The following is a 16,824-nucleotide window of genomic DNA, read 5'->3' on the forward strand; positions in this document are numbered from 1 at the left end:
TTTCTTATAAGAGATTGCCATGTGGGAAATGAGATGGTCACAAAGGTCAACAGTCGCTGCTACCGATTTTCAGATGTGGATTTCGAACCCGAAAGCCGTTCCCTACGTTGGCGTGACAGCACCGTCACAACGCTGACCTTTGAAGAGTGTCGACTGCTGGAAATGCTTTGCTATCACGCGGGGGAAGTGCTGTCGGCAAGAGTGCTTTATGCCGCAACCTCTCTACCCGATTCTACATTTACCCAGTACCAAAACAGCATTTGCTCTTTGTTGGCCAAGTCATATCGTCAAGGCGATAAAGTTCTTCCTTTGGATGTGGTGGGCGACCATGGTTATCGAATCGCTTTGCCTCAGAAAACCTATCAGAAACAGGAAGAATTGCCCCCCGATCCTTCGCTGCCCGATGAACTCGACATCAACATAGAAGAAGTGATTACCAATACTCGGTCGACGCCTAGGAAGGCACACATCTTTATCGGCACTGTCACTGCTCTGGTTGCTGTTGCAGCGAGTGTTGTTTACTTAATTTAAGCCGAAATACTCAACGGTAAACGGTAGCTAACGCTACCGTTTTTTGTTTTTCACATCACCTTCAACGAATTGAACAAGGTTTCATATCCAAACTCGTATTAGAATGTCGACATGTCTAACCATGCGAGCCTAAATCTTGAAATACCTGATCGGATTCCTGCTGATCGCTCTCTATTACGCGGTTGGTAGCATCATCACTACTCTTTTACATCTTCCTTTTCCAAGCAGTATCGTTAGTATGTTGCTGCTTTTCGTCAGTCTGACCACGGGTATCGTACCGGGACGCTGGGTAAAAGATGCCTGTACCTTGCTCATTATGGTAATGCCACTTTTCTTTATCCCGGCCAGTATGGGCCTGATGGATCACTTTACGCTGTTGATTTCTGACTCTCTGCCTTTATTAGGCGCAACGATAGTAAGCTCGCTGATCGTATTAGTGGTGATGGCGAAGCTCTTGGATAAAGAGAAGGAAGAAAACTGAACCATGTGGATTATCGCTACACTTATCGTTTATGCCATAACCAGACAGATCGCACTGAAACTTCGTCATCCTGTTTTTAACCCACTACTAATGAGCCTGATTGTGCTGATGCCAATGGTGATTTATAGCGGTGATACTTACCAAACTTACTTTGATCAAAACAAAGCTATCAATTTTATGTTGGGCCCCGCAGTGATAGCACTGGCCTATCCGCTTTACGAGCAGATGCACGTGATTCATCGACACTGGCGTACCATTCTAATCGCGTGCACCTGCGCTAGTATCGCCTCAATGATCCTGGGGTCACTGATTGCCGTTTTGGTAGGTGGCGATCTTCAAATTGCTGCCTCTGTTTTACCAAAATCTATTTCAACACCCTTTGCGTTAAGCACAGCCAGTCATATTGGTGGTATTCCTGCCGTCACCGCCGCGCTTGTCGTCGTAGCCGGATTGTTTGGCGCATTAATTGGCTATCCATTGTTGAATGCACTAAAAGTAAAGTCCCCTCTGGCCAGAGGGCTTTCAATTGGTGCGGTCTCACATGCTATTGGCACCGCAAAGGCGGCAGAGAGCAATTATCAGGAAGGTGCGATGAGCTCGTTGGCCTTAGTGATTTGCGGCATCATTACAACGATTCTAGCTCCCTTTGTTTTTCCAGTTATTGCTTTTATTGTCAGTTACACAACAACATGACTGGCTTCAAATGAAATCGAATTCATGTGAGTTCACCCTAATTAATGCAATGAAAGAAACAGTTGCAATTTTTAAGTGATATAAATCACGTTAATTGGACCCGGATTCGCTTTAAAATACTCTCCCATAACACGAGCATTGGAGCGAAAATGCGAGCTAGCGTTCAGGAAGCAATTGCTGCTTTACCTACTCCGTTCAAAGAAGCAGTGACTAAAATTGTCTCTGCACCAAAATTTGATGCCACGATCAGCGCTCAGGACTATGCTGAGCTGCTTGAAAAAGCCGGCCTTTCAGATGCCGAAGCGCGCGTTGCCTTACTACCGATTGCTGCCGCCTACTCTGTCGCCCCTATTTCAAAATTCTATGTTGGCGCGATTGCACGTGGTGAATCAGGTCGACTATATCTTGGCGCAAACATGGAATATGAAGGTGTTCAGCTGAACCAGTCTGTGCATGCTGAACAATCTGCAATCAGTCACGCTTGGCTGAAAGGTGAATCCCAGCTCAAAGACATCACCATAAACTACAGCCCTTGTGGACACTGCCGTCAGTTCATGAATGAATTAAAAGGTGCAGAATCACTGCAAGTTCAGTTGCCTGATCGCGAAGCTAAACTCCTGCACACCTATCTGCCAGAAGCTTTCGGACCTTCAGATTTGGGCATCGACCAACCGCTTTTGGCACCAGTGAACCATGGCCTCACTGTGCAAGAAGACGATGAGTTAATCAAAGCCGCAGTTGAAGCAACAAATCGAAGCCATGCGCCATATACCCGAAATCTTAGCGGTGTTGCGGTTCGCGACAACCAAGGCAATGTCCACATGGGAATGTATGCTGAAAACGCAGCATTTAACCCGAGTATGCCTCCACTTCAGGTTGCCCTGAACTTGATGAATCTCGCTGACGTATCGCTTGCTGAAATTCAGGAAGTGGTTCTGGTTGAAACAGCCAATGCCAACAACAGCCATCTTCAAGACACGCAGGCAATGCTGGAAGCCTTGAATCCAGATATTCCTTTGAGCTACTTGGCAATCTGAGATTCGTTTGCCACTAAATAACGACAAAACGCCGGAAAATCCCGGCGTTTTTGCGGTTTTCCCTTCCCAAGCACAAATTTTTCGCTAGTATCGGAACACTTTTTCTCTTTCCTACATGCACATGAGCCAACAACATAATCCTATTCTTGGTGCCACTTGGATGCTGACCGCCGGGGTCTGCTTCGCGATGGTGAACAGCCTCGCGCAGTACGTAAGCTTTAAAATGCAGCTACCTTCTACCACGGTTGCATTCATTCAATACTTCATTGCGTTGATTGCCATGCTTCCTTGGCTGAAAAGTATAGGGATCCGACAGGCACTGAAAACCGAACATCTAGGCATGCACTGTCTACGCGTCTTCTTCTCAGTGATTGGTATTCAACTTTGGCTTTGGGCTTTAGCTTACCCGGTACCGATTTGGCAGGGCATCGCGCTGCTGATGACATCACCGCTATTTGCCACCATTGGTTCAGGCCTTTTCCTTGGCGAAAGAGTTGACCCTGCACGTTGGTTTGCAACCTTGAGCGGCTTTATTGGTGCCATGATTATTTTGGAACCTTGGTCCGATGATTTTAGCTGGGCAACCCTCCTACCTATCGGTGCTGCCTTCTTCTGGGCCACTTACTCGCTGATGGTTAAGAAGTTGTCGCACCATGATTCACCAACCACAATGGTCGTTTATCTTCTACTACTGATTACTCCGTTTAACATTTTATTGGCTGCGCCAGAGTGGACGATGCCTAGCGGTCAGACAGTTTGGCTGATGTTGTTTGGAGCAGGCCTATTGACTGCATTGGCTCAGTGGGCGATTGCCAAAGCCTATGCAGTAGCGGATGCCTCCTTCGTCCAGCCTTTCGACCACGCAAAGCTGCCTTTGAATGTCTTGTTCGGCTTCTTAGTATTTGGCTGGGCGCCACCAGGCCGATTGTGGCTGGGGGCGGCCATCATTATCGCAGCTGTATTCTTCATTACCCACTGGGAAACGCGAAAGCCCACGAGCAAGTAGCCCCCTAGTTTTAAGCCGTACAATTTGAACGGCTTTTTAGTCTCAACCTCTATCTTTTCGCCAGCAGAATATCTGTTTTTCAGCTGCCTCACAAAAGAAAGAAACGTTTGCGCAAACGATTGCCTAAGGTAGAATTACAGCTAGAAATTTGAGTGAATGGAAGAAAATCATGATTGGTACTGCTACCCGTTCTGGCGCAACCCGCGTCCTGCTTTTAGGCGCTGGTGAACTTGGTAAAGAAGTGGCGATTGAATGCCAACGACTTGGTATCGAAGTCATCGCCTGTGATCGTTATGCCGATGCGCCAGCGATGCAAGTTGCCCATCGGAGTCACGTTGTTGACATGCTCGATGGTGACGCTCTCTCCGCCGTGATCGCTCAGGAACAGCCTGACTACGTTGTACCGGAAATTGAAGCCATTGCTACAGATCGTCTGGTGGAACTGGAAAAATCTGGCCTCAACGTTGTGCCTACTGCTCGAGCTACACAGCTGACAATGAACCGAGAAGGTATCCGTCGCCTAGCTGCAGAAGAACTTCAGGTTCCTACTTCCCCGTACGCATTTGCTGACACTCAGGAAGCGTTTGAGCAAGCAATTAAACATGTGGGCTTTCCATGCGTTGTGAAGCCAGTGATGAGCTCATCCGGCAAAGGACAGAGCGTGGTGAAATCTGGTAGTGACATCCAGTATGCATGGGACTACGCACAAGAAGGTGGACGTGCTGGCCGTGGTAAAGTCATTGTCGAAGGCTTTGTAGAGTTTGACTACGAAATTACCCTTCTCACCGTTAGCGCGATCGATGGTATTCATTTTTGTTCTCCAATCGGCCACCGTCAGGAAGACGGCGATTATCGTGAATCGTGGCAGCCTCAAGCTATGAGTGAGAAAGCGCTCAAAGCCGCTGAAGAAGTTGCGCGTAAAGTGGTAACCGCTCTGGGTGGTTACGGCTTGTTTGGTGTTGAGCTCTTTATCAAAGGCGATGAAGTCATGTTCAGCGAAGTGTCCCCTCGTCCACATGACACCGGCATGGTGACATTAATCTCTCAGGACCTCTCTGAATTCGCTCTTCATGTACGCGCTTTTCTGGGCTTGCCTATCAACGCGATTCGCCAGTTTGGACCATCAGCTTCCGCCGTTATCCTTGCAGAAGGTACGTCGGAAAACATTAGCTTTCAGGGACTCACTGAGGCACTGCGTTATAGCGATACCCAAGTGCACCTTTTCGGCAAACCTGATATCAATGGACGACGCCGTTTAGGCGTTGCTCTGGCAAAAGATGACAATACCGACTCAGCCGTCAGTAAAGCAGTCAATGTTGCTGCTACTGTTCAAGTAGACTTGTAGGTCTGATTCTGAAATAAAACACGCCACCGATTTGGGTGGCGTGTTTATCCATAAAGACAGAACTATTCTGATTCTATCAACCAAACCTCTTCGGCAAAGAAGTCTGCAGCCTTGCCTTTTGGTGGTCTATCACTGTCCTCATCCCTATTCAAATGCGTGATCTTGTACCCATCAAACAATCGACGGACTTCATCTCCATCCACACTGAAAGGAGGCCCATCCATTTGCTCCTGAGGATAATGAAGCGTCACCAGCAAGATTTTCCCGCCAGGTTTTAGAAGCGATAACAGCCTTTCGACATATTTCTGGCGCATAGAATCCGGCATCGCAATTAATGCAGCGCGATCATAAATCAACGAATAGGTGTCCAACGGGACAGTGAAGTAATCGCCAGCATAGATAGAAAGCTCATCAAACTGATACAGCTTCATCGTTGGGCTCATTGAAGTCACAGTCGGCGTATATAGATGCTCCGAGAAAAACGCACGGACGGCAATCTCACTGAGCTCCACCCCTACCACCTCATTGTGCTTGCTTGCCAACCAACTCAAGTCAATCGACTTCCCACACATAGGAATGAATACCGCATCCTCACGCTTTGGATTGAGCAAGGGCCAGTATTTCACTAGCAGCGGGTTGGTATCTGAGAGATGGAAACCGATGCGGTTTTCTGCCCAGCGGCTATGCCAGAATTCCTGATCCATAGTGTTGTTCTCGTTATCACTTTTCCACATAAGGGCGATATCTTAACAGTGTCATTCCGGAAAAAACCACTTCTCCAAGGCGAGAAGGATCATATTCGTGATCAACTTCGCGATGTTTTCCACTTTTCTATTGTTTTTTGACCGATTTATAACTACTGTATACGTATACAGTATTGGATATTCGTACAGGAAACCATGATGAAACAGTCGTTTGCGATCAACCAATCCGTTCACCATACACACATGACCCGTTCTGCCGTCCGTGATCATTACGCCCGTCTTGCAGCTGGTGCTCGCAGCTTTCACCAAGCGCATCGTTATCAAAATAATGATGCCATGGTTTCCAGCAATTTAGTCTCAGTGAATATCTACCAGAACAACATGAGTGAGCTGGCTTACCTATTGCGATTGGTAAAAAGTCTTGCAGAGAGTCATAAGTGGATCACTCTGGTCGCGCCACCATCCAATTTTTCTCTCTCGCTTTTTACAAAGGCTGGTATTAAACAATCACAAATCCGTATTGCTCGTCCAACAGCAACCCACGATGCTAAGGCGCTAATGAATAAAGCACTGGCATCTGACACATCAGCCGCTGTTATTGGCTTCGGTGAACTCAGTCAATTTGCAGAATCTGTGTCAGGGTCGGAAATCCACACACCGGGTTTCGTGATTTCAGGTGTACCAGAGCAACTCCATTAAGCTCCACCTCAAAACAATATCGAACACTGCCTCGCGGCGCTTGGAGTCATCATCATTTCAAGTGCCGCGAAACCTTTTTAGAGCCAAAGGCCTTTTGACCTTTGGTGATGATTTTTGCAGTAGTTTGGGGGGACTATATACAAGGTAGACGCTTTGATGTTTAGTTTGTCTACATAGAGAAGCCGATAACGCAGTAGAAAAACCCCTCAAACGCTACCCAAAGGCTTCTTCACAAAGCGTCTTATGCTTTGTTTCGGTGTATTTGCTCAATGCTAGACGGCACATACCTTGCCTCGCCTAAAGCGCTTTTTGCTAGAACAAAATGGAACCACCAAAGGTCAAGAGGCCCTGTATAAACATCGCTGTTTCAATAGCATCACTAAGCTGTAATTTCCCAATTCTGAAAAAATTGTCACGCTAAGTCCTTATCTATACTCAGCCTTCACGCAGTTAGAACTTGGAAAGCTTGGTTTTGAGCAATAAATTGGATTTAAAAGCACTGACCGCACTGGTCATCGGCTCAATGATCGGCGCTGGAGTGTTCAGCCTTCCCCAGAACATGGCTGCTGTTGCCAGCCCCGCAGCAGTATCCCTTGGCTGGTTGATTACCGGATTTGGCATGATATGTCTGGCTCTGACCTTTCAAGAACTCACTTTAAGCAAACCTGAAGTTCAAGGTGGAGTATTTGGCTACGCGCAGGCTGGTTTTGGGGACTTATGCGGTTTCTTCTCATCATGGGGATATTGGCTTAGTGCCGCTGTAGCGAACGTTTCTTATCTGGTGATTGTCTTCAGCACTCTCGGACTGTTCTTTGACACGCCAACCTTTAAACTCTTTGGTGATGGCAACACACTCCTCTCTGTCGTATTGTCATCGATTCTGATTTGGCTGGTCCACACCTTGGTTTTACGTGGCGTCCAGACAGCCGCTATCGTTAACTACGTCACCACCATCGCTAAATTAATTCCGATTTGCGTCTTTATCATTGCTACGTTTATCGCCTTCAAGTGGAATACGTTCACGTTTGATTTCACAGGTGTGAGCATAGCGGGTGAGCCAAGCCTATTCGATCAAATAAAACAAACCATGCTGATCACTGTTTGGGTGTTTATTGGTGTGGAAGGTGCCGTTGTTGTCTCGAGCCGAGCTAAAAACACAAAAGATGTTGGCCGTGCAACCATCCTTGGCTTGCTGATTTGCCTGTTCCTGTATGTCTCTGTCACCCTGCTCTCTATGGGCGTAATTTCTACTCCAGAACTTGCCAAGTTACAAAACCCATCGGCAGCAAAGATCCTTGAAACACTGATTGGAGAAGTCGGCTCAGCTATCATAGGTATAGGACTGATAATTTCAGTCTCTGGTGCTTACTTAAGTTGGACCTTACTGGCAACAGAAACGCCTTACACTGCTGCAAAGATCGGCATGTTTCCCAAAGTCTTTGCGGAAACCAACCAAAACGGCACACCAATCTATTCACTTTGGTTAACAAGTTGCGCCGTTCAGCTATGCCTGATTCTAATGTTTATTATCGGCGGCGGATATGATGACTTACTTACCATCGCTTCTGAAATGATCCTCGTTCCCTATCTGCTTGTCGCGGCTTACCTGATGAAGTTGTCTTTCTCTGAGCTTGATACGTTCAAAGTCAAAACCATCTCATTTCTCGCTACCGTGTACGGCATCTGGCTCCTTTATGCGTCAGGTATTCACCATCTGTTGTTAGCAACGCTTCTCTACCTACCAGGGTTGGCTTTTTATATTCATACAATGCGGGAATCCGGTAAACCAGGCTTTAACGGGAGAAACAAGATCCTGCTTGGTGCAATTGTACTTGCCAGTGTCTATGGCATCTATTTGGTCGCTGAAGGGGTCAAACTTTAGTTTGGTTCTGTTGCGAGTAATGCCACCAGGCTTATAGGTTGACTTGCAGAAAGTCCCGCTCACCTTCATGTTGGATGATCATGGCACCGGTTTTCCGTCGAATGTTATCAAGCTCTACGTCATCCAATGCATAAGGAAGGAACACATTCAGAGCTTCAATGTGCTGTTTTTTAGCTTCTTCCACTAGCGTGACAAGGTTAGACACATCGCTGTAGAGAGATGATAGTGAGTGTGACACTGAAAGCGTAAACGCTTCGCTTGGAAGAAAACCTTGGTAGCTTTCGACCTGACGTCGCCTGAACCGGCTGAGCTGTGAAGTTATTGCCTCCAAAAACGTCCAGTGTTGACGGCTGGATTCACACAGAAACTGGGTGTAATCGAAACTCACGACGTGCGAATTGTGCTTTTCTGTACTGTCTAAATATCCCGTCATAGCAAATCCCGTTGCTTCTTATCATTATAGAGATATTCCAGGCGGCTTTCTCTGGTTCAACCCTTCGCGTTTTGGCTCCAGTATTGGCAAGCAAGGAATAAAGTTAATAGCCAGATGCGTTTTAGAAAGCCTGCTTGGTTAATGTTTAATTTATCACCCACTATATGCGTTTTTCGCGATTAATCTCGCAAATAAACAAGAACTTTGGGGTTGATCGGCGAATAGTTTTTCTTGCCAAGAAAATCCACCAATCTTCTCTACAGCCCTTTAACACCAAGTTAAAGAACGCCGAAAAAAGGCTACAAAAAAACCAGCCCTTGGGCTGGTCCTTTAAACATATTGTCTTTAGTCGTAATTAAAGTGCTTTGTACAGAACTTTATTCCCAGATTGGATACGCTCTACAACACCTTCTTCAGCCAATTTCTTCAGCGCACCTGTCGCCCAAGAAGCCGCTTTAGATTCTTCCTGACCCGCAGCCAGACCGATACCTTTAGGGTTGATACCTTCAGCGTTCTGACGAACGATATCCAGTACTTGCTGCTGTTTAGGGGTCAGTGAAACCTCTGCTACCACTTTTGCGGTTGCTTCAGGTTTTTGCTCAACTGCCGGCTTTTCAGCTTTAACCGCTTTTACTGGCGCTTCTTTCTTCGCAACAACTGCTGATGCAGATTTTGCTGCTTTAATGTGTTTCTGAAGCTTAAGTTGAACTTTACGCTTGTGAGAGATCTTCATTAAATCGTCCTACTCCGACGTACTGCATTGAATATTACCGACAGTTTTCGAAAGCGAATACTCGTTCCAAAATCCCGTTTGGGAAGGCAAAAGCGTTGTTTTACTTCCCTAAACCAGCATTTTATAACCACTTCGGTATCAAGCAGAGTTAAAAACAAAGCGCGTTTTATATCAAAATTCACCCGCATTTTGTAGCACTAACAACGATTGAGAACGAAAGTTGAGCCAAGTGTCGGAAACTACACTTTATTTTGTTTAGAATTCGACCGATAGTATTTATACCCAAACAACCTGAAGTTGCAGGATTCAGGTTGTTTGGGTTTGTCATGCAACGAAGCTTTGGTGATCGAACTAGGCTTTATTTTAGTAATGAATAAAAAGTATCAGACCAAGTGAATAGACGATTGCTGATTTACCCTCCCCACCAACAGGTAGGCAAATACTTCCGCATTGCGGTGTTAATACTGGCGATGGTGGTGGTGACCTTTATTTTGCTCAACCCTCAGGTAAAACCTGTACCCGCACTCATAGGGTTATGCCTACTGGGTTCGTTAGGTGCGTACATTGGCTATATCATCGACCAACAACGTATTTCTTTCTCTCTTACTGACATGCATATCCAGCACCACACACCCAAAGGTGGTTGGAGTCTAAAATGGCGTAACATCTATCAAATCGGCGTCCCTTCAGTTTCTCAGGAAGGCTGGCATCAATCCCTTCCCTGGTTTGGTGTCAAACTGAAAGATTACGAACCTTTCCTTGAAGGCATCAGCTATCGTCTTGCTGGCCATATCATTATGGAACAACGTGGGTTGTTGCTCAGCGCGTACAGACGCGCAGAAGAGCCTGTGAGCAGCAAGCTGGAAGACATGATGTTCGACGATACGCCTTATATATCAGAAAGTGGCAGAGTCTATAAAGGGCTGGTTGCCATGCTGGCAAACAGGATGAAGTATACTCGGGAGTTACTTGGCTATGACGTGTTCGTCAGTGAAGACTTATTGGATAGGCCGCTAGAAGATTTTGTGGGATTAACAAGACAGTATTTGGCTTCTGCAGGCGGAACACCCGCAGAAAAATAAGGTCTTTTTACTCGGCCATTACCAGATTGGCATGTTATCCGCGACATATGGATTTTGCTGACGCTCAATACCAAAAGTTGACGTTGGGCCATGGCCAGGCACAAACGTGATGTCGTTACCTAGCGGGAACAGTTTCTCTTTGATAGAGCTGATCAGCGTCTCATGGTCTCCTTTCGGGAAGTCTGTACGGCCTATACTGCCGTTGAACAGCACATCGCCCACCCACGCCATACGATCTTCTTCACTGAAAAGCACAACATGGCCCGGAGTATGGCCTGGCGTGTGGATCACTTTCAAAACGCTTTCACCCAGTGTGACTTCATCACCGTCTTCCAGCCATTGGTCAGGGTCAAATGCCTCAGTACGCGCAAAACCAAACATTTCGCTTTGTGCTGGCAGTGCCTGTAACCAGAATGCGTCCTGCTTTTCAGGGCCAATAACTGGCACATTGTAGGCATCTCGGATTTCTTCGGTACCGCCGACATGGTCCAAATGGCCGTGAGTCAGAAGCACTTTAACTACGTTCACGCCAAGCTCATTCACTTTCGCGACAAGCTTCGATACATCACCACCAGGATCGACCAAGGCCGCTTCATTGGTTTTATCACACCAGATGATGGAACAGTTTTGCTGAAACCCTGTTACAGGAACGATTTCGTACTTCAAAGCCATAAGAAAATCCGTATAAATGCAAAAATCAGCGAAAGCATACCATGCCCGCGTTCTCATTTTAACGAGAACCGTTCCATTAAAACTTCGCCGTTGTATTCCATATCAACAAATTCATGAAATTTAATATGATCAAAGGATTGGAGTAATAATTGTTGATTTTGTCATCAGTTTGAAAACTGTCTGACACCACTATGTCACCCATCTGACAACTCCCCTTCATCTAAGCGCATTAACTTTATCTTCGAAGGTTGATTTGTTTTTATCATCAGATGGATGCCTATGAACAAAATCTCAGTGCGTACCGTGTGGATTTCAGATCTACATTTGGGAAACAAGGATTGTAAAGCGCAATACCTGCTCGATTTTTTAAACCGACATACCGCAGAAACTATCGTTCTTGTTGGTGATATCGTCGACTTCTACTCTATGAAATCAAGCCATCACTGGCCTGAATCGCACAGTCAGGTGCTTTCGCTCCTGCTCAAGCATGCTCATGATGGCACTCGCCTTATTTACATACCCGGAAACCATGACGCTGCCGTGCGTGATTACCTCAAGTTTGATTTTGGGCGTATTGAAGTGCGCTCCCGCTTCGAACACGAGACCGTCAACGGAAAGCGTATTGTCGCCGTTCATGGGGACGAATTCGACAACGCAGTTTGCCACAGCCGCCTGACTGAAATTGCGGGTTACATCGGTTATGACTTCCTACTGTTCCTCAACAGATGGTGGGCGAGAATTCGTCGTAAAGCAGGGTTCCAGTATTGGTCCCTCGCGTCTTACATCAAATCCAAGGTGAACTCTGCGAATGTGGCCATTCAGCGATTCGAAAATGCGGCAGTGCAGTTCGCGCGTCGCCGCGGTGCTGATGCCGTCGTGTGTGGGCACATTCACCATCCAGACATCAAGCAGTTGGAAGGTACTTTTTACTTCAATGATGGAGATTGGATTGAAAACTGTACCGCGCTGATTGAGCAGCATGACGGAACAATCCAACTCATAAGGTGGACAGAAAAAACCACATTATTAGCTGAAACCGAAGCCTTTATTGATCCAGAAATGATCAAACTGCGCGAAGAAAAAGAATGTATTGAAGCCGCATGATTTCCAAATTTAGGATATCAAAGGCACAAGGACAGACATGTTTAACATTGAAGATGTAATCGCCCAAAATTACCCAAATATTGCTGAAAAACGCTGGATTTCTCGCCCTGTCAGCTCTACACTCCGCCGCTTATTTCATGAAGAAGCTTTCCAGGATTTTGCTGAAAAATACCCTTATCTAAAAGGCTTCGAGTTTGTTGAACAGGTACTGGACTATTTTCGCTTCAGTTATGCCACCAGCGATCGTGAACGAGAGCGTATTCCCTCGACTGGCCGAGTTGTCATTATCGCCAACCATCCGATTGGTTCACTGGATGGGCTCGCGCTATTGAAGCTGGTTCGCGAAATTCGACCCGACGCCAAAGCTGTTGCCAACAATCTGTTGATGCAATTGGAGCCTATGCACAACTGCCTGCTGCCAGTGAACAATATGTCTGGCAAAACACCGAAAGAAAACCTGCGTAAAATCGATGAATGGCTCCAAAACGAAGGTGCACTTATCATCTTCCCTGCAGGTGAAGTGTCGCGTTTAGGTCCTACAGGTGTGAAAGACGGCGCCTGGCACCACGGCTTCTTGAAAATGGCGACTAAAGCCAAAGCACCTATTTTGCCTATTCACGTTGATGGCAGAAATTCCGCCGTTTTCTATGGCGCATCCATAGTTTACAAACCCCTTTCTACCCTGCTTCTGGTTAATGAAATGTTTGGGCAGGAGAATAACACTATCAATCTCACCATTGGCGAAGCCATTCCTTTCACCAGTTATCACGCCAGTGCCAACTTGCCTTCCAAAACCCGCGTCAAGCTCTTCAAGAAGCACCTCTACAGCATTGCAAAAGGTAAGCACGGAGAGTTCCCTACCGAATCAGCCATAGCGTCTCCAGAGCCACGGCTAAAACTTGCGAAAGAGTTGGAACAGAGCGAATTGCTAGGCGAAACGCCAGACGGGAAAGCCATCTACCTCTATCGTTACAAAGACGAATCTCATGTGATGCGAGAAATTGGCCGATTACGAGAAGTGGCATTTCGCGCGGTAGGTGAAGGCACAGGACAGCGTCGTGACATCGACAAATACGATCAGCACTATTTTCATTTGGTGCTTTGGGATCCGGAAGTCATGGACATCGTCGGTGCTTATCGCTTCTGTGATACACAGGCCGTTATTGCAAAGCATGGCCTGAAAGCTGTGTATACCCATACTTTGTTCGATTATGGCGATGGCATGTCCAATGTGCTTGATAAGGGTTTGGAGCTTGGCAGAAGCTTTGTACAACCAAAGTACTGGGGTAAACGTAGTCTGGATTATCTTTGGTTAGGAATAGGTGCATTTCTGGCGAAGCACCCTCACTACCGTTATCTGTTTGGTCCAGTCACGATTAGCAATGCCCTGCCTCAGGCAGCCAAAGAATTGCTAATTTTCTTCTATCGAACATACTTTGGCGCTCACGAGACTATCGCGCGTTCTAAACGTCCTTTCAATCTCGATAGCCAAAAAGAACACGAACTACTCGCTCACTTCCGTGGTGATGACTACCAGAAAGATATCAAGACGCTCAAGGTGCTGCTTGATAATCTCGGAACAAGTATTCCAACGCTCTACAAGCAATACAGCGAACTGTGCGAACCAGGTGGTGTGAAGTTTCTTGATTTCAGTATCGACCCCGACTTTGCCGACTGCATCGATGGATTGGTGATGGTCGATATCAACAAACTGAAAGAGAAAAAGCGATGCCGCTATATTTATCCACATATAAAAGAAGTCGAATTTGGATAAATAAAAGGAAGAGTAGAAGTAGAAGTAGAAGTAGAAAGGCGCCGAAGCGCCTTTTTTCTTAATCTGACACTATGACCAGCTCCGGATCGGGCCAGTATCAATATGGATAAAGCCACTGCGTGGATAATAACCCACTCCACCTGCTTTTAGTTCCAGCGCCGCATTACGTAGCTTCGACAATGGTACATCTTCAATAAAGAAGTCGATGGCTTGCCCTGTCATATGGTAACTCTTTTTAGCCTGACCACCGCCGTTTTTACGCAGCATTTCATTAGTGGCTGGCGAGCGATAGCCCGATACCATAGTGATCGGGTTTCTTGCATCTACTAAGTCGAAGATAGCGGCAAGTTGATCATAAAGCTTCGGATCCATATCGGTAGAAACATTGCGTCTGTGATCACGGCATAGCTGGTTCAACACAGCCAATTCTTTATCTACATACTGCTTACCGTTGAAATAACAAACATCTGCATGTTCGCCGGTATTAATGCTTAGCATATCCAAATTTCGTGGTTTTCCGACTGCCAACGGCAGAGCGAGCGCCGTTTGAGGTAAGGCTGCCGCCACTAAACACGCCGCACCACCCAAGACTAAGCGACGACGTTGGGTATCCAAACCGTCCATAACAACTAACTATTCCCCACAAAGTACTAAAAACAAAATCAGACTTGCTAACTGCGCTGAATGTCGCGCTTTTCCTGTAGCAACTCTTAAAAACAATTGGAATCTATCGATAATGAAAACGTATATCAAACCCTCGGTTGTCTCAAAAACAAGCAAAAAGGTGTAAAACTCAGCGTTTCCTGATGATTTTTAGTTGGTTTTTGAGATTGTCAGAGAAATGTAAAAGTATGTAATTGTGGTGAGGGTCACGATGCCCCCACCAACAAGTACGCAGATAAGGAAGAGTATTACTGGTTTTGAGCGGTCAGGGATAACGAGGAAGAATTACGCTTTGGACGCGTATCATAATGGTAAACATCCTCACGAAATTGCACTTCACCTTCATCATTCACCCAAACAGTTTGATAGATGGTATGTACTGGGATTTTCTTGCGCAACGATACCCATTTGGTTTCTGGAATTCGTTGGTAGTATTCGTAATCACCAAACTTAAGGCCAGACCGCTTCAACAGAATTTGCGCCAATACTTCGGCTTTTTGAACACGGATACAACCTGAACTGTAAGCTCGGCGCGATTTGTTAAACAGCCCTTTTGCTGGCGTATCGTGCAGGTAAATCGCATTGCCGTTTGGTGTATTGAATTTATATCGACCCAGCGCATTAAAATTACCTGGTGACTGCTGAAGACGGTAAGGGAAGTTGTTCGGACTTACCGCTTCCCAATCAATCTCTTCAGAAGAAATCACAGAGCCATTTACCCAACTACTCAGTACCGTATAGGAGTGCTTGTCCAGATACTCGCTATCCTGCTGCACTTTGGGCAGAATGTCCTCGCGCATGATTTTCACAGGCACATTCCAGCTTGGGTTGAAAACGACAGAATCAAGACGTGATTCAAAAAGAGGCGTTCTTCGGCTTGGGCGACCTACAACGACTTTACTGTCCAGAATAAGCTGGCTGTCCATCCACAATTCCATTTCATAATTTGGAATGTTTACCAGAATAATTTTCTCACGCTCAGTCGGCCAAAGGCGAAGCCGCTCCATGTTTAAGGCAAGGAGCTGGATGCGGGTATTTACCGACATATTAAGCCAGCGGCGTGTTTTATTCCCAATCACTCCATCACGCTTAAGACCATGTTGCTCTTGAAAACGCTTTATGGCCTCAACCAAAACAGCATTATAGAAGCCCACCCGTTCTATTTTCAGGCGCTGAGCATCGTAAGTGCTCAAAACTCCCTGACGTTCAAGATTAGTGATCAGGTTGTCAGCATTCTTCAACTTGTCGCCATGGCGAATAAGACCGGTCTGGAGCACTTTTGGCCAGTAAGTCGACTCCTGATCCTGCAGCGCCACGATGGCTTTCGCCATTTCACGATATTGTTGTGTATCAGGACGGAGATTGAATACATAGTCATACAGGTCATTTCTGCCCGCTGACACCGTCAGCTTATTGATTTGCGTTTGTGTTGGGCGAGGCAAAGCAGTATCAATATCAGTACCAAAATACCAGCTCTTACCAAATTCAAGCACTGACTCTGTGTAGCTGATAAGCGAAAGTAAACTGTCTGTCGCAAACACATCATAGGCTCGCCAATCTGCACTAGCCCTCAACTCGCGAAGGATCACTGCACGCCATTCGAAATCCTGACTGATTCCCGCAAGAGAAATGATGTTGATTTGGGTTTCAAGTTCGTCTTTAGCTCTGTAATCGTGCCAGATGGGTGCGAAAGAGAAATACTCATAAATGTTAGCGAGGTCTTGAGAATACGTGACTAAACCGGGTTCTGGCTCCGCCTGCTGCACCCAGAGCACTGCTTCTTGAGAAGCAGTTTTGGGTGATTCCACTGTTTCCAATGCGTTAGCCGCCAAAGGCATGGCAACACATACAAACAGTGTCTTGATTAGCGTACGATCAGAAAACATGCGCTACCTCCAGTTAGAGATCATAGTATGGCAAATGGCGCAATTTTCGTTGGCGGAATTTTTATGAATATTGGAAAACAATGGGTTAGAAAAGTACCA

At 46.2% G+C, this 16,824-nt stretch carries 17 protein-coding genes; 11 read left to right on the top strand and 6 right to left on the bottom strand.

Annotated elements, in window-relative coordinates:
* The first annotated feature begins 21 nt into the window (after positions 1-21).
* The 6 genes from VP504_RS03200 to purT all read left to right on the top strand — a co-directional run bounded on the left by VP504_RS03200 (position 22) and on the right by purT (position 5,093).
* On the top strand, positions 22-531 hold the full coding sequence (locus VP504_RS03200; RefSeq protein WP_325892910.1) for a hypothetical protein: 510 nt from the start codon (positions 22-24) through the stop codon (positions 529-531).
* 136 nt (positions 532-667) lie between these two features.
* Positions 668-1,012: a CidA/LrgA family protein gene (locus VP504_RS03205; protein WP_062708875.1), complete on the top strand. Its 345-nt coding sequence runs from the start codon at positions 668-670 to the stop codon at positions 1,010-1,012.
* A gap of 3 nt (positions 1,013-1,015) precedes the next feature.
* Entirely contained in the window at positions 1,016-1,705 is a 690-nt protein-coding gene (locus VP504_RS03210) for an LrgB family protein (RefSeq protein ID WP_325892911.1), read from the top strand.
* Between the two features lie 149 nt (positions 1,706-1,854).
* Positions 1,855-2,742, top strand: coding sequence for a cytidine deaminase (gene cdd, locus VP504_RS03215; protein ID WP_325892912.1), 888 nt, complete (start codon positions 1,855-1,857; stop codon positions 2,740-2,742).
* Between the two features lie 121 nt (positions 2,743-2,863).
* On the top strand, positions 2,864-3,748 hold the full coding sequence (locus VP504_RS03220; protein ID WP_325892913.1) for a DMT family transporter: 885 nt from the start codon (positions 2,864-2,866) through the stop codon (positions 3,746-3,748).
* 169 nt (positions 3,749-3,917) lie between these two features.
* A complete protein-coding gene (gene purT, locus VP504_RS03225; protein ID WP_325892914.1) occupies positions 3,918-5,093 on the top strand; it encodes a formate-dependent phosphoribosylglycinamide formyltransferase in 1,176 nt (391 codons plus the stop codon).
* A 62-nt stretch (positions 5,094-5,155) separates the two neighbouring features.
* Here purT and VP504_RS03230 read toward each other — a convergent pair whose 3' ends face one another.
* Positions 5,156-5,797 carry a thiopurine S-methyltransferase gene (locus tag VP504_RS03230; RefSeq protein ID WP_325893974.1) on the bottom strand — a complete coding sequence of 214 codons (642 nt, stop codon included), beginning with the start codon at positions 5,795-5,797 and terminating at the stop codon, positions 5,156-5,158.
* A 195-nt stretch (positions 5,798-5,992) separates the two neighbouring features.
* Between VP504_RS03230 and VP504_RS03235 the strand changes: the two genes are divergently transcribed.
* Positions 5,993-6,496, top strand: coding sequence for a hypothetical protein (locus tag VP504_RS03235; RefSeq protein ID WP_325892915.1), 504 nt, complete (start codon positions 5,993-5,995; stop codon positions 6,494-6,496).
* 472 nt (positions 6,497-6,968) lie between these two features.
* The gene (locus VP504_RS03240) at positions 6,969-8,378 is read left to right on the top strand and encodes a basic amino acid/polyamine antiporter (RefSeq protein ID WP_325892917.1); all 1,410 of its coding nucleotides are present in this window, start codon (positions 6,969-6,971) and stop codon (positions 8,376-8,378) included.
* 31 nt (positions 8,379-8,409) lie between these two features.
* On the opposite strand, the gene VP504_RS03245 is transcribed toward VP504_RS03240, so the two are convergent.
* Positions 8,410-8,811 (bottom strand): hypothetical protein, encoded by a 402-nt coding sequence (locus tag VP504_RS03245; protein WP_325892918.1) that lies wholly within the window; start codon positions 8,809-8,811, stop codon positions 8,410-8,412.
* Between the two features lie 355 nt (positions 8,812-9,166).
* On the bottom strand, positions 9,167-9,544 hold the full coding sequence (locus VP504_RS03250) for a MarR family transcriptional regulator (protein WP_325892919.1): 378 nt from the start codon (positions 9,542-9,544) through the stop codon (positions 9,167-9,169).
* A gap of 392 nt (positions 9,545-9,936) precedes the next feature.
* On the opposite strand from VP504_RS03250, the gene VP504_RS03255 reads away from it, so the two are divergent.
* Positions 9,937-10,626: a DUF2982 domain-containing protein gene (locus VP504_RS03255; protein ID WP_325892920.1), complete on the top strand. Its 690-nt coding sequence runs from the start codon at positions 9,937-9,939 to the stop codon at positions 10,624-10,626.
* An 18-nt stretch (positions 10,627-10,644) separates the two neighbouring features.
* Here the strand turns inward: VP504_RS03255 and VP504_RS03260 are convergent, their stop codons facing one another.
* Positions 10,645-11,298, bottom strand: a complete 654-nt coding sequence (locus tag VP504_RS03260; protein ID WP_325892922.1) for an MBL fold metallo-hydrolase — start codon at positions 11,296-11,298, stop codon at positions 10,645-10,647.
* A gap of 279 nt (positions 11,299-11,577) precedes the next feature.
* Between VP504_RS03260 and VP504_RS03265 the strand changes: the two genes are divergently transcribed.
* Positions 11,578-12,402: a UDP-2,3-diacylglucosamine diphosphatase gene (locus VP504_RS03265; protein WP_325892923.1), complete on the top strand. Its 825-nt coding sequence runs from the start codon at positions 11,578-11,580 to the stop codon at positions 12,400-12,402.
* A gap of 37 nt (positions 12,403-12,439) precedes the next feature.
* Positions 12,440-14,176: a lysophospholipid acyltransferase family protein gene (locus tag VP504_RS03270; RefSeq protein ID WP_325892924.1), complete on the top strand. Its 1,737-nt coding sequence runs from the start codon at positions 12,440-12,442 to the stop codon at positions 14,174-14,176.
* A 69-nt stretch (positions 14,177-14,245) separates the two neighbouring features.
* Here the strand turns inward: VP504_RS03270 and VP504_RS03275 are convergent, their stop codons facing one another.
* Together VP504_RS03275 and VP504_RS03280 are read right to left on the bottom strand one after the other, a co-directional pair.
* Positions 14,246-14,800, bottom strand: coding sequence for a DUF882 domain-containing protein (locus VP504_RS03275; RefSeq protein ID WP_325892926.1), 555 nt, complete (start codon positions 14,798-14,800; stop codon positions 14,246-14,248).
* A 287-nt stretch (positions 14,801-15,087) separates the two neighbouring features.
* A complete protein-coding gene (locus tag VP504_RS03280) occupies positions 15,088-16,725 on the bottom strand; it encodes a L,D-transpeptidase family protein (RefSeq protein ID WP_325892927.1) in 1,638 nt (545 codons plus the stop codon).
* Between the last annotated feature and the right edge of the window lie 99 nt (positions 16,726-16,824).

The sequence above is a fragment of the Grimontia sp. NTOU-MAR1 genome (genome assembly GCF_035758505.1).
In the GTDB taxonomy this organism is placed as follows: Bacteria; Pseudomonadota; Gammaproteobacteria; order Enterobacterales; family Vibrionaceae; genus Enterovibrio; species Enterovibrio marinus.